Source organism: Sphingomonas sp. M1-B02 (assembly GCF_026167525.1).
GTDB lineage: Bacteria > Pseudomonadota > Alphaproteobacteria > Sphingomonadales > Sphingomonadaceae > Sphingomonas.
In genome coordinates this window covers 1,499,068-1,510,985 of sequence record NZ_CP110679.1, presented here as the reverse complement: position 1 = coordinate 1,510,985, position 11,918 = coordinate 1,499,068, and the positions used below count along the sequence as shown (strand labels likewise).

General features: G+C 67.0%; 20 protein-coding genes. 6 read left to right on the top strand and 14 right to left on the bottom strand.

The window, feature by feature from the left end; genetic code table 11:
- Positions 1-12: 12 nt before the first annotated feature.
- The 7 genes from OKW87_RS07375 to hisB all read right to left on the bottom strand — a co-directional run bounded on the left by OKW87_RS07375 (position 13) and on the right by hisB (position 3,684).
- Positions 13-327: a phosphoribosyl-ATP diphosphatase gene (locus tag OKW87_RS07375; protein ID WP_265543516.1), complete on the bottom strand. Its 315-nt coding sequence runs from the start codon at positions 325-327 to the stop codon at positions 13-15.
- A 31-nt stretch (positions 328-358) separates the two neighbouring features.
- Positions 359-544: a hypothetical protein gene (locus OKW87_RS07370; RefSeq protein ID WP_265543514.1), complete on the bottom strand. Its 186-nt coding sequence runs from the start codon at positions 542-544 to the stop codon at positions 359-361.
- A gap of 176 nt (positions 545-720) precedes the next feature.
- Positions 721-1,479, bottom strand: coding sequence for an imidazole glycerol phosphate synthase subunit HisF (gene hisF / locus OKW87_RS07365; protein ID WP_265543512.1), 759 nt, complete (start codon positions 1,477-1,479; stop codon positions 721-723).
- Positions 1,476-2,207 carry a 1-(5-phosphoribosyl)-5-[(5-phosphoribosylamino)methylideneamino]imidazole-4-carboxamide isomerase gene (gene hisA / locus OKW87_RS07360; RefSeq protein ID WP_265543510.1) on the bottom strand — a complete coding sequence of 244 codons (732 nt, stop codon included), beginning with the start codon at positions 2,205-2,207 and terminating at the stop codon, positions 1,476-1,478. Before hisA ends, hisF begins: the two co-directional genes overlap by 4 nt.
- A gap of 4 nt (positions 2,208-2,211) precedes the next feature.
- Complete coding sequence (hisH, locus tag OKW87_RS07355; RefSeq protein ID WP_265543508.1) at positions 2,212-2,814, bottom strand: imidazole glycerol phosphate synthase subunit HisH; 603 nt, start codon at positions 2,812-2,814, stop codon at positions 2,212-2,214.
- Entirely contained in the window at positions 2,811-3,095 is a 285-nt protein-coding gene (locus tag OKW87_RS07350; protein ID WP_265543507.1) for a YciI family protein, read from the bottom strand. Before OKW87_RS07350 ends, hisH begins: the two co-directional genes overlap by 4 nt.
- A gap of 1 nt (position 3,096) precedes the next feature.
- The gene (gene hisB / locus OKW87_RS07345; protein ID WP_265544039.1) at positions 3,097-3,684 is read right to left on the bottom strand and encodes an imidazoleglycerol-phosphate dehydratase HisB; all 588 of its coding nucleotides are present in this window, start codon (positions 3,682-3,684) and stop codon (positions 3,097-3,099) included.
- Between the two features lie 70 nt (positions 3,685-3,754).
- Between hisB and OKW87_RS07340 the strand changes: the two genes are divergently transcribed.
- The 5 genes from OKW87_RS07340 to gmk all read left to right on the top strand — a co-directional run bounded on the left by OKW87_RS07340 (position 3,755) and on the right by gmk (position 6,914).
- Positions 3,755-4,240 carry an SspB family protein gene (locus tag OKW87_RS07340; protein WP_265543505.1) on the top strand — a complete coding sequence of 162 codons (486 nt, stop codon included), beginning with the start codon at positions 3,755-3,757 and terminating at the stop codon, positions 4,238-4,240.
- 125 nt (positions 4,241-4,365) lie between these two features.
- Entirely contained in the window at positions 4,366-5,757 is a 1,392-nt protein-coding gene (gene fumC / locus OKW87_RS07335; RefSeq protein ID WP_265543503.1) for a class II fumarate hydratase, read from the top strand.
- A 75-nt stretch (positions 5,758-5,832) separates the two neighbouring features.
- A complete protein-coding gene (locus OKW87_RS07330; protein ID WP_265543502.1) occupies positions 5,833-6,027 on the top strand; it encodes a hypothetical protein in 195 nt (64 codons plus the stop codon).
- The gene (locus OKW87_RS07325; RefSeq protein ID WP_265543500.1) at positions 6,024-6,227 is read left to right on the top strand and encodes a hypothetical protein; all 204 of its coding nucleotides are present in this window, start codon (positions 6,024-6,026) and stop codon (positions 6,225-6,227) included. The genes OKW87_RS07330 and OKW87_RS07325 overlap by 4 nt, the downstream gene beginning before the upstream one ends.
- Positions 6,228-6,263: 36 nt before the next feature.
- Complete coding sequence (gene gmk, locus OKW87_RS07320) at positions 6,264-6,914, top strand: guanylate kinase (protein ID WP_265543498.1); 651 nt, start codon at positions 6,264-6,266, stop codon at positions 6,912-6,914.
- Between the two features lie 7 nt (positions 6,915-6,921).
- On the opposite strand, the gene OKW87_RS07315 is transcribed toward gmk, so the two are convergent.
- The 6 genes from OKW87_RS07315 to OKW87_RS07290 all read right to left on the bottom strand — a co-directional run bounded on the left by OKW87_RS07315 (position 6,922) and on the right by OKW87_RS07290 (position 10,831).
- On the bottom strand, positions 6,922-7,605 hold the full coding sequence (locus OKW87_RS07315) for an ATP12 family chaperone protein (protein ID WP_265543496.1): 684 nt from the start codon (positions 7,603-7,605) through the stop codon (positions 6,922-6,924).
- Positions 7,602-7,820 (bottom strand): hypothetical protein, encoded by a 219-nt coding sequence (locus tag OKW87_RS07310; RefSeq protein ID WP_265543494.1) that lies wholly within the window; start codon positions 7,818-7,820, stop codon positions 7,602-7,604. Before OKW87_RS07310 ends, OKW87_RS07315 begins: the two co-directional genes overlap by 4 nt.
- Complete coding sequence (locus OKW87_RS07305; protein WP_265543492.1) at positions 7,817-8,476, bottom strand: HAD-IA family hydrolase; 660 nt, start codon at positions 8,474-8,476, stop codon at positions 7,817-7,819. The genes OKW87_RS07310 and OKW87_RS07305 overlap by 4 nt, the downstream gene beginning before the upstream one ends.
- A complete protein-coding gene (locus OKW87_RS07300; protein ID WP_265543490.1) occupies positions 8,473-9,576 on the bottom strand; it encodes an RluA family pseudouridine synthase in 1,104 nt (367 codons plus the stop codon). Before OKW87_RS07300 ends, OKW87_RS07305 begins: the two co-directional genes overlap by 4 nt.
- Positions 9,573-9,950, bottom strand: a complete 378-nt coding sequence (gene crcB, locus OKW87_RS07295) for a fluoride efflux transporter CrcB (protein WP_265543488.1) — start codon at positions 9,948-9,950, stop codon at positions 9,573-9,575. Before crcB ends, OKW87_RS07300 begins: the two co-directional genes overlap by 4 nt.
- 149 nt (positions 9,951-10,099) lie before the next feature.
- Entirely contained in the window at positions 10,100-10,831 is a 732-nt protein-coding gene (locus OKW87_RS07290) for a hypothetical protein (RefSeq protein ID WP_265543486.1), read from the bottom strand.
- Positions 10,832-10,985: 154 nt separating this feature from the next.
- On the opposite strand from OKW87_RS07290, the gene OKW87_RS07285 reads away from it, so the two are divergent.
- Positions 10,986-11,213 carry a hypothetical protein gene (locus OKW87_RS07285; RefSeq protein ID WP_265543484.1) on the top strand — a complete coding sequence of 76 codons (228 nt, stop codon included), beginning with the start codon at positions 10,986-10,988 and terminating at the stop codon, positions 11,211-11,213.
- 65 nt (positions 11,214-11,278) lie between these two features.
- Here the strand turns inward: OKW87_RS07285 and OKW87_RS07280 are convergent, their stop codons facing one another.
- Positions 11,279-11,833 carry a glycine zipper 2TM domain-containing protein gene (locus tag OKW87_RS07280; RefSeq protein ID WP_265543482.1) on the bottom strand — a complete coding sequence of 185 codons (555 nt, stop codon included), beginning with the start codon at positions 11,831-11,833 and terminating at the stop codon, positions 11,279-11,281.
- Positions 11,834-11,918 lie beyond the last annotated feature (85 nt).

The window sequence follows — 11,918 nt, the reverse complement described above, 5'->3', positions numbered from 1 at the left end:
GAACGGGGAGGATCAGATGCGCGACGCCTTCTCGTCGAGACCGGACACACCCTCGCGCCGGGCGAGTTCGGCGCGGACATCGTCCAGGCTGAGGCCGGCGTCGGCCAGCAGTACGGCCAAATGGAACACCAGGTCCGCGGCCTCGCTGGTGAGTGCGATCCTGTCGTCGGACAGCGCCGCGATCACGGTTTCCACCGCTTCCTCGCCGAGCTTCTGCGCGATCTTGGCGCGGCCCTTGGCGGTCAGGCGGGCGACGTAGGAGGAATCGGGATCGCCGGCGCGGCGTTCGCGGATGACGGCTTCGAGCGTGTCGAGATAGTCGGGCATGGGCTCCGGCTGCGGGAGCGGGGGGCCGCTGTCAATCCTTGGCGCGGAAGCGCGCGCGCAGCTTGCGGCGGACGAACCAGATGCCGGCCGCGGCGCAGGCGAAGAGCGCGAGGTCGGAAAGCTCGGGCATCGAGCGGCTGCCGGCGACGCCGCTATGCGGCGCGGGATTCGCCAGCGCGGGGGTGGCGAGGAACAGCAAGAGGGCGAGGCGGAGCATTTGGGTGGTGTAGTAGGTCGGGGTTTGGGAAGGGTTAAACCACTCCTCCCCCGGCACGGGGAGGGGGACCGCCGCGAAGCGGTGGTGGAGGGGGCGAGCCGCAAAGAGCGTCCCTCGTGGAGAGCCCCCTCCGTCAGCGCTGCGCGCTGCCACCTCCCCGTGCCAGGGAGGATCGACTACGCCCTAACCGGGATCCCCGCCGCCGCCAGCGCGGCGTGGGCTTGGGCCACGGTTGCTTCGCCGAAATGAAAGATGCTCGCCGCCAGCACCGCCGAGGCATGGCCGTCGCGGATGCCCTCGACCAGATGGCCGAGATTGCCGACGCCGCCGCTCGCGACGACCGGGACGGTAACTTGATCGGCAATCGTGCGGATCAGCTCGAGATCATAGCCGTCGCGGGTGCCGTCGCGGTCCATCGAGGTGATCAGCAATTCGCCCGCGCCGAGTTCGGCCAGCCGCAGCGCATGCTCGACCGCGTCGATGCCGGTCGCGCGGCGGCCGCCATGGGTGAAGACTTCCCAATGGTCGCCGCTTCTGCGCGCGTCGATAGAGGCGACGACGCACTGGCTGCCCATGCGATCGGCGATCTCGGACACGACTTCGGGGCGCGCGACTGCGGCGCTGTTGACCGCGACCTTGTCGGCCCCGGCGAGCAGGAGCGCGCGGGCATCGTCGACGGTGCGCACCCCGCCGCCGACGGTGAGCGGCATGAAACAGACCTCGGCGGTGCGGCGGACGACATCGACCATCGTGCCGCGAGCCTCGTGGCTGGCGGTGATGTCGAGGAAGCAGAGCTCGTCGGCGCCGGCGGCGTCATAGGCGCGGGCCTGCTCGACGGGATCGCCGGCGTCGGTCAGCGCGACGAAATTGACTCCCTTGACGACGCGACCGTTGGCGACGTCGAGGCAGGGGATGACGCGGGCCCGGACGGTCATCCCTTTGCCACCTCGATCGCCCAAGCGAGGTCGAGCCGGCCGTCGTACAGTGCGCGGCCGGTGATCACGCCCTCGACGCCGTCGTCGACATGGCCGCGCAGCGCATGGATGTCGCCGATATCGGTCACTCCGCCGCTGGCGATGACGGGAATGGAGACCGCGCGGGCGAGCGCCACGGTGGCTTCGACGTTACACCCTTTCAGCAGCCCGTCGCGGCCGACATCGGTGAAGAGCAGCGCGGCGACGCCGGCATCCTCGAAGCGCCGGGCGAGATCGATCACCGATACGTCGGAGACGTCAGCCCAGCCGCGGGTCGCTACCAGCCCGTCCCGGGCGTCGACTGCGACGACGATCCGCCCCGGATTGTCGCGCGCCGCCTCGCGCACCAGGTCGGGATCTTCCAGCGCCGCGGTGCCGATCACGACGCGCGCGACGCCCAGATCGAGCCAGCGCTCGATCGAATCGCGGTTGCGGATGCCGCCGCCAAGCTGGACCTTGCCGCCGAAGCGCTCGACGATAGAGGCGACCGCCGCGCCGTTGACCGATTCACCGGCGAAGGCACCGTCGAGATCGACGACGTGGAGCCACTCGGCGCCTGCCTGCGCAAAGGCCTCGGCCTGCGCGGCGGGATCGTCGCCATAGATGGTTGCGCGGTCCATATCGCCCTCTGCCAGGCGCACGACCTGGCCGGCCTTCAGGTCGATCGCGGGAAAGACGATCAGGCCCATGAACTTATGGTCGCCATGTGAGGAACCTCTCCAGCAGCGCGATGCCGTAGCGCTGGCTCTTTTCGGGGTGAAACTGGACGCCGGCCAGATTGTCACGACCGATCGCCGCGGTGACGGGGCCGCCATGCTCGGTCGTCGCCAGCACATGCTCGCCCTCAAAGGCGAAGCTGTGGAGGAAATAGGCCTCGCCGGGCTCGATCAGCGGGTGTTGGCCGACGGGGACGACGTGGTTCCAGCCCATATGCGGCACGCGGATATCGGAGGCGGGGGCGAGAGGGCGGACGGTGCCGGGGAGCCAGCCCAGGCCGGCATGGCTGCCATGCTCCTCGCCGCTGGTCGCCATCAACTGCATGCCGACGCAGACCCCGAGGAAGGGTGCGCCTTGCTTGAGGACGCGTTCCTCGAGTGCCTCGATCATCCCGTCGATGTCGCGAAGCCCGCGCGCGCAGGCGGCGAACGCGCCGACGCCGGGGAGGACGATGCGGTCTGCCTTCAGCACCAGCTCGGGATCGGCGGTGACGGCGAAGTCCGGCGCGCCCGCGGCCTTGAGCGCGTTGTGCACCGAATGGAGATTGCCCGCGCCGTAATCGATCAGCGCGACGCTCATGCCAGCAGGGCGTCCAGCCCCGGCGCGGCCAGGCTCGGCGTATATTCGACGAAGCTCGCGGTGGCGACGCCTTCGGTCACGAACGGATCGGTTGCCGCCCAGGCCTCGACTTCGGCGCGCGTGCCCTTGGCGATCAGCACACCGCCGGTGAGCGGAACCTGGCGCCCCGCGGTCACCAGCCGGCCCTCGGCCAGCGCGAGCTTGAGCCAGGCGACATGCGCGGCGCGGTGGCGGTCCACCTCGGCGATTTCAGCGACATAATCGAGCAGTACGATCACCATGTCAGAGCACGCCCTTGGTGCTGGGGATCACGCCGGCCTTACGCGGATCGAGCTCGACGGCCTCGCGCAGCGCGCGGGCCAGGCCCTTGAACGCAGCTTCGGCGATGTGGTGGTTGTTGTTGCCGTACAGCGTCTCGACATGCAGCGTCACGCCCGCGGTCTGCGCGAAGCTGTGGAACCAGTGTTCGAACATCTCCGTGTCCATCTCGCCCAGGCGCTTCTGGGTGAATTCGGTCTTCCAGACCAGGAAGGGGCGTCCCGAAATGTCGATCGCCACGCGAGTCAGCGTCTCGTCCATCGGCGAAAGCGCATCGGCGTAGCGGCGGATGCCGCTTTTGTCGCCGAGCGCCTGCGCCACCGCTTCGCCGATCGCGAGCCCGGTATCCTCGACGGTGTGGTGCTGGTCGATGTGCAGATCGCCGACCGTGGTCACGTCGAGGTCGATCAGCGAGTGGCGGGCGAGCTGCTCGAGCATATGATCGAAGAAGCCGATGCCGGTGGAAATGCGATAGGCGCCGGTACCGTCGAGGTTGACGGTGACGTCGATCGAAGTTTCGCTGGTCTTTCGGCTGATCGTGGCGGTGCGCATGTCGCTCACATAGCGATGGTTGCCGCCCATGCAATCTTGACCCGCGGTTTCGAGCCGCTACCCAAGGGGCATGACCGCAACCGTGCCCGACAGCCTGATTCCCTATGACGAAATCGTGCAGGAAGCGCTGCGCGCGGTGGTGGGGCGCGTGCTCGGCTCGGTCGCCGCGACTCAGGCGCTGCCGGGCGGGCATCATTTCTACATCACCTTCAAGACGCATGCCCCCGGTGTCGACATCCCGCAGCGGCTGATCGAGCGTTTTCCGGACGAGATGACGATCGTCATGCAGCACCGCTTCTGGGACCTGAAGGTCGACGACGAGCGCTTCTCGATCGGGCTGAGCTTCAACCAGGTGCCGGCGATGCTGACGATCCCCTTCTCAGCGATCACCGGCTTCCACGATCCCGCGGTCAATTTCGAACTGCGCTTCCAGGCGCAGGAGGGCCCGGATGCCCCCGAGCCGCACGACGAGGCGGAGAATGACGGCGCCGCGCCGCCGAAGCCGGTGGACGATGGGTCGAACGTCGTCTCGGTGGACTTCAAGCGGAAGAAGTAATCCGTCCGGGGACGGATACGCCGCCGGAGGCAGGCTGGGGGCTGACTGCCCGACGCTCTCGTGGAACCCTTGTCGAAATACGTCCGATGCCTTTAGAGCGCGCGCAAACGTTCTCGGAGGATCTCGTGACCAATACCCGCACCGAAACCGACTCGATCGGGGCCATCGAAGTCGCCGCCGACGCTTATTGGGGCGCGCAGACGCAGCGTTCGATCGAGAATTTTCCGTTCGGCGAGATGGAGCGGATGCCGCTGGGTATCGTCCATGCCCAGGCGATCGTGAAGCAGGCCGCGGCGCGGGTGAACCGGCGGCACGGGCTCGACGATAAAATCGCCGACGCGATCGAGGCCGCGGCGCAGGAAATCGTCGACGGCAAGCTCGACGATCAGTTCCCGCTGGTGATCTGGCAGACCGGCAGCGGCACCCAGACCAACATGAACGTCAACGAGGTGATCGCCGGCCGCGCGAACGAGGTGTTGAGCGGCGCGCGCGGCGGCAAATCGCCGGTGCACCCCAACGATCATGTCAATATGAGCCAGTCGTCGAACGACAGCTTCCCGACCGCGCTTCATGTCGCGGCGGTGCGTGCGACGCGCGATGCACTGATCCCGGCGTTGGAAAAGCTGACCGAGTCGCTGACCGCCAAGGCCGAGGCCTGGGACCATATCGTCAAGATCGGCCGCACCCATACGCAGGACGCGACGCCGCTGACGCTGGGCCAGGAATTCTCCGGCTATGCCGCGCAGCTGATCAGCTGCAAGGCGCGGATCGAGGGCGCGCTGAACGGAAACCTGCGCAAGCTCGCGATCGGCGGCACCGCGGTCGGCACCGGGCTCAACGCGCCCGAGGGTTGGGCCGAGGATATGTCCGCGGCGATCAGCGAAATCGCCGGCACGGAATTCGAGAGCGCGCCGAACAAGTTCGAGCAGCTTGCCGCCAAGGATGGGCTGGTCTTCTTCTCGGGCGCGCTGAACACGCTCGCAGTCGCTCTCAACAAGATCGCCAACGACATCCGCTTCCTGGGCTCGGGCCCGCGCTCGGGGCTCGGCGAGCTGTCGCTGCCGGCCAACGAGCCGGGCAGCTCGATCATGCCGGGCAAGGTCAATCCCACCCAGTGCGAATCGCTGACGATGGTCGCGGGGCAGGTGATCGGCAACCACCAGGCGGTTACCGTCGGCGGGATGCAGGGCCATTTCGAGCTCAACGTATTCATGCCGCTGATCGGCGCGAACGTGCTGCGCTCGATCCACCTGATGGCAGTCGGCATGACCAGCTTCGCCGAGCGCTGCGTCGACGGGATCGAGGCGAACGAGCAGCAGATCGCCGATCTGGTCGGCCGCTCGCTGATGCTGGTCACTGCGCTGGCGCCCGAGATCGGTTACGACGCGGCGGCCAAGATTGCGAAAAATGCGCATGAGAAGGGGCTGACGCTCAAGGAGAGCGGGCTCGCGCTCGGGCTGGTGGACGAGGCGACGTTTGACCGCATGGTCCGTCCTGAGACGATGGTAGGGCGTTAATTTCCCCTCCCCGTGCCGGGGAGGATAGGGAACCTCCCCGCTTCTCTTTCGCTCTACCGGGCAAAGGAGACTCGAATGATCGGCAAGGCAATTGCGGGCTGGATCGGCCACAAGATCGACGCAAGCGACGGCGAAGGCGGCACGATCGGTGCCGTCGCGGGCGTCGCGGCATGGGAAGTCGGCAAGCGCGTCGTCCCCGCGCTGATCGTGCTCGGGGCGCTGGCCTATGGCGCGCGCTATTTCTCGCGTCTCGGGGAGCAGCAGGCATGATCCGCAACCTCATCGGCGCCTTCATCGGCAGCCGCATCGATCGGCGTGATGGCAAGGGTGGCATCAAGGGCGCGGCGATGGGATACGCCGCGCAGCGCGTGATTACCCGAATGGGTACACCCGGGTTGCTGCTCGCGGGCGGCTATGGCCTTTATCGCTATGCAAAGGATCGCCGAAGCCGGCGCAACGGCGGCGTTTGACTTGACGCGGGGCGAGTCCCCGCGCCACTAGCGCCCATGCCCCACCGCGCCGAGAACGATCCCCACAAATTCCGCCGTCGTGGCGTATTGTTCGTGCTGTCCTCGCCTTCGGGCGCGGGCAAATCGACGATCGCCCGCAAGATACTGGCGGCCGACGATCAGCTCGAAATGTCGGTATCCTACACCACGCGGCCGATTCGCCCGGGCGAGGAAGACGGCGTCGACTATCATTTCGTCGATCTCGAAAAGTTTCGCGAGATGGTGTCGAACAACGAGTTCCTCGAATGGGCGCATGTGTTCGGCCATCGCTATGGCACGCCGCGCGCGACCGTGGAGAGCATCCTAGCCGCGGGTCGCGACGTGCTGTTCGACATCGACTGGCAGGGCGCGCAGCAGCTGTTCCAGCTTGCGGGCGGCGATGTCGTCCGCGTCTTCATCCTGCCGCCGTCGCTCAAGGAATTGCACGAACGGCTGGTGCGGCGGGCCACCGATCCGGTCGAGGTGATCGACGCGCGCATGTCGCGCGCGACTGCCGAAGTCAGCCATTGGGACGGCTATGACTATGTGCTGGTCAACGACGAGGTCGAACAGTGCTACGGGTCCGTGCACACGATCCTGAAGGCCGAGCGGCTGCGGCGCTCGCGGCAGACCGGGCTGATCGGCTTCATTCGCGGGCTGAACAAGTAAGCCGGTCTTAGCCCAGCAGCGCCAGGAACCGCACGCCCGTATCGAAGTCCGCGCGGTGGGCGTCGCGCGTGGCGATGGCAAGGTCGTCCTCGCCCCATTGCTCGGCCTGCCAATCCTCGTCGATGCGCGTGGCGTTCCACGCCGTGTCGGCATCCGCCGCGCCCTCGAGTAACGCCAGCGCGGCGATCAGCGAGCCGCTTACCGTCACCAGCGGCGAGAGACCGGCGAGCCGGAACGGATCGAGCGCGGCCACCGCTTCGCTTAGCCGCGTGATCGTCGCGGGGGGCTGGGCGCGGTGCATCACCCCGTGGACGGGCTCGAAATGCACGTCGTAGCGGCCGCACGCCCAATCGAGCAGCGGATCCCACGCCGCCTGTTGCCGCGCGATGAGCTGGGGCGGGGACTCGGCCCGATAGTAAAGCAGGTCGCTCTCGCCATAGGCCGTCAGCCCCGCGGCGAAGCGCGCCGGATCGGGCGCGACGCGATCGATCGCGGCATTGGCGAGGCCGGTGAGCGGCATGGTCCGCGGATCGAGCGTCTCGCCGACGCCGCGCCACTCCTCTGCGATTGCCTCGGCAAGCTGCCCCGTCGGCAGCTGGAGCAGCGCGCGTCCCGGGGTGCGCACCGGGCGCGCGTCCAGCGCGATGCCGTTGCCGGGCTCGACCGTCACCTGTTTCCAGAAACGTTTCACGGCGTCGGAGTACGCCAGCGCCGCGCGAGCGCGCGCGGCACGACCGCCATCATGTAGAGCGACGAGAGGATCACCGCACAGCCCAGCACGGTATATTCGGTGGTCTGCGATCGGCCGGCAATCACCAGTCCGAGCACCGCGCCGGCGGTGGCGAGCAGATTGACTCCGGCCATCATATAATAGCGCTTCCGCGCCAGCTTTTCTTCGTCGGTCATGACCTCTCCAGGTGCCCCGGCAAAGCGCGCGCATGCTCGACGACATGCCGGGCACCGGCCTCCAGCAGTTCCTGGCGACTGTGGTAGCCCCATGCAACACCGATCGGATCGGCGCCCGCGGCGGTGGCCATCAGGATGTCGAAGCTGGTATCGCCGATCATCGCGGTGGTCTCGGGCGCGGCGCCGGCTTCGGCCATAGCCAGTTCGAGCATCGAGGGATGCGGCTTGGAGGGGTGGCGGTCGGCGGTCTGGAGCGTGACGAAGCGGTGGCTGAGAGCATGATGCTCCAGGATATGGTGGAGCCCGCGATCGGATTTGCCGGTGGCAACGCCGAGCAGCCAGCCGGCTTCGTGGAGTGCCTCGATCGTTTCGGCTACACCCTCGAACAACGGTTCGGGATCGAGCGCGCCGTTCGAGCGCATCGCGACAAAGGCCTGCTTATAGGCCTCCGCCATCGCGGCATGTTGCGCCGCATCGGCTTCGGGCAGGAGCCGGGCGATCGCCGGCACGAGGCTCAGCCCGACAATCTGGCGGATGGCGTGGCGATCGGGCGGATCGAGCCGCGATGCGACGAAGCACGCCTCCATCGCGCGGCAGATGTTCGCCTGGCTGTCGACGAGGGTCCCGTCGCAATCGAAGACGGCGAGGCGGTTCATTTCTTCTTCGCTTCGCCCCGGCCGCGCCGTTCGCCGCGGCGTTCTTTCCGGACGCCCTTGGCGTGCGCGCGCGCCTTGGATTTGAGCATTTCGCGGCTCATCGGCGGGGGACCGTCGTCCATGGCGATGCGATCGCCCTCGGCCAGCTCGAAGCCGAGCGTGTCCATCGATTCGGCGAAATGGGTCGGCAGATCGGCCAGTATGTCGATCTTGCCGCCGTCGGGATGATCGATCCGCAGCCGGCGCGCGTGGAGGTGCATCTTTCGCGAGATGCCGCCGGTCAGGAAGGCCTCCTGCAAGCCATATTTGCCGTCGCCGACGATCGGGTGGCCGATAGCGGCCATATGGACGCGGAGCTGGTGGGTTCGGCCGGTGAAGGGCTGGAGCTCGACCCAGGCGGTGCGGCTCGCGGCATGATCGATCACCCGGTATCGCGTACGGGCGGCCTGGCCTTCTTTCTGGTCGACATGCATCTTCTCGCCGCCGGTGCCGGGCTGCTTGGCGAGCGGCAGGTCGATGATGCCGTCTTCGATCTCGGGCACGCCGACGACGAGTGCCCAATAGACCTTCTTCGCGGTGCGGCCGGAGAAATGCTTCGAGAAATAGGCCGCCGCACGCGAGGTTCGTGCCAGCAGCAGCGCGCCGCTGGTATCCTTGTCGAGGCGGTGGACCAGCTTGGGGCGGTTCTCGCACTCGAACTGGAGCGCATCGAGCATGCCGTCGACATGCTCCATCGTGCCGGTGCCGCCCTGCGTGGCGAGGCCGGGGGGCTTGTTGATCACGATCGCCTGGGCATCCTGGTGGATGACCATTTCGCGCATATATTCGGTCTGCTCGTCGCTGAGCGGCGGACGCGTGGATTTGGGCTTGGCCGCGACCGTCGCCTTGACCGGCTCGTCCGGTGGCACGCGGATCGTCTGGCCGACCGTCAGCCGGTCGCCCGGCGTCGCGCGCGCGCCGTCGACGCGGATCTGCCCGGTGCGCGCCCAGCGCGAGACGAGGTTGAAGTTGATGTCGGCAAGATGCCGCTTGAACCAGCGATCGAGCCGGATGCCGTCATCATCGGCGGCGACCACGAACTGGCGGACGTCCTTGTTCATGCGATTGCCCTGATCAAAAAGAGGCCGCCCGCCAGCGCCAGCACCGAGCCGGCGACCGAGGCGGCGATATAGCCCGAACCGGCAAGCCAGGCGCCGCGCTCGAGCATCAGCACGACTTCGAGCGAGAAAGCCGAGAAAGTGGTGAAGCCGCCGAGCAGGCCGACGCCCAGCAGCAGCCGCCATTGCTCGCCGCCATCGACGAAGCGGGCCAGGCCGCCCGCGAGCAGCCCCATCGCAAACCCGCCGAGCAGATTCACGCTCAGCGTGCCCCAGGGATAATTGGGACCCAGCAGCCCCAGCGCGGCGCGTCCGACGAGGTGCCGCGCGCCGGCGCCGAACGCGCCGCCGAGCATGACGAGAAGAAGAGAAGGCATAAGGAGCGCGGTAGCGCGTAATGCCGGGGAGGGGAACTGTTGGCGGATATTCCCTCTCAACCGTCATCCCGGCGGAAGCCGGGATCCCGGGTCACGAGCGATGCCCTGCTTGGCTCTGGATCCGGCTTTCGCCGGTATGACGGGGCTTATTAGCTGCCGTTGTTCGCGACGAAATCGACGTCGGTCCCACCATCCTTACGGGTGGTCATGAACAACACATAGGCACCGTCGTCGCGCTCGCGCGTGCCGCCTAGGATATGCTGCTTGCCCTCGACCTGATGCTCGGAGGTGTAGCCGCCGCGGATAGCCTTGGTGTAATACCAGTCGAGCATGAGCTGCATCGGCTGCGATGCCGAGAAGCTGACGACGCGGAGCGCGCATTTGCCGCCCTCGGCGCCCGCCGCCTCTGTCACGCGTGCCTGCGGGAAGAGCGGCAGATCGGCGGGAAGCCGCTGCGCCCATGCCGCCGAATATTTGAGTGCGCCCGCGCAACCGGCGCTGCGAGGGTTCTTCTGGCGCGCAGCGAGACCGCCCAGCGTCACGGCTTCGCGGGCCGCGGCGCACTGGGTGCATTGCTTGCCCGATTCGATCGGGGGCGGAGTTTTCATCAGTCCGGCGGTATCCGGATTGCTGCCGTTTGCCGCGACCGCATCGCTGGGCAGGCCGCCCGAATAAGGCTGGCTCGGAGGACGAACGGCATCGCCGTTCGCCTGGCGGCCGAGCTGCGGATCGACCATGATCTGCTCCTGGAGCGCGCTGGCCAGCGCGGGATCGGCGGCGTTGACGATCTCGTTATCGCCGAGATTGTCGCCGGCGCCACTGCAGGCCGCAAGCGCCAGCGGCAGGAAGGCGAACAGGAAAAAACCGAGGCTGCGGGCCATCAAAACGCTCCTTCAGGGAGACGTATCCTAGCCAGGAGACGGTTAAGGAAGCGTTGGTAGAGAAGGTTAACCGCTAAATATTCCGTTAACTATTCTGCCCCGTTCGTTGCTGGTTTATGTTGCCAACACACCGGTAAGTCGGCATGGCAGGATCATGCTGAATATCTTCTCGATCCTCGTGGGTCTCGTTGCGCTGCTGATTGCCCTTGTCGGCGTGATTCCAATCCCGCTGGTGCCGATGCTCAATTGGATCGCCTTGCCCGTCGCCATCCTCGGCGCCGCGATCGGCATGATCTCCGGACGGACCTCCGGTCGCAATCTCAACCTGCTGGTCGTCCTGATCAGCGGCCTCCGCCTGTTCCTGACCGGCGGGCTTATCTAACTTCCAAGAAAAAAGGCCCGGTGCCGAAGCACCGAGCCCATTTCTATGCCTGGATGGCAGCCGGATCAGCGGCAGCGCACGTTGCCGCGATCGATCGCGGCGCCTGCGGTCGCCCCCAATGCGGCGCCGAGCAGCGTGCCGATCGTCGATGAACGGCCGTTCGAAATCGCATTGCCAAAGAGGCCGCCGGCGACACCGCCGACGATCAGGCCGGTCGTGCCATCGTTGCGGCGGCAATAATATTGGCCGTTGCGACCACGATAGATGCGGTCGTTGCGAGTCAGGCGACGCTCCTGATAGTAGCGGCCATCGCGATAATAATCGTCGGCGTAATAAGCGGTCTGGCCGCGCGCCGGGCGGTTATAGTCGTAATTGCGATACTGGCGCCAATCGCGCCGATCCTCGCGCAGTTCCTGGCGGGCGTTGCGCATATCCTCGCGGCATTCTTCGCGCGCACCGCGGACATCGCGGCGATTGTCGGCACGGCGCATGTCGCGGTTGCACTCCCGCTGCGCCTGGCGGACATTCTCGCGATATTCCTGGCGCGGATTTTGTTGGGCTGCGGCGGGAAGCGCCGGCAGGGCGACCGCGGCGATCGCGGCGGCGAAGAGGATACGCATGGAATGGCTCCTGATTGTTACAGTGCCGACCCAACGTGCCGATGCCGGTCGAGGTTGCGTGAACGGCAAACTACAGGCCGTTCAT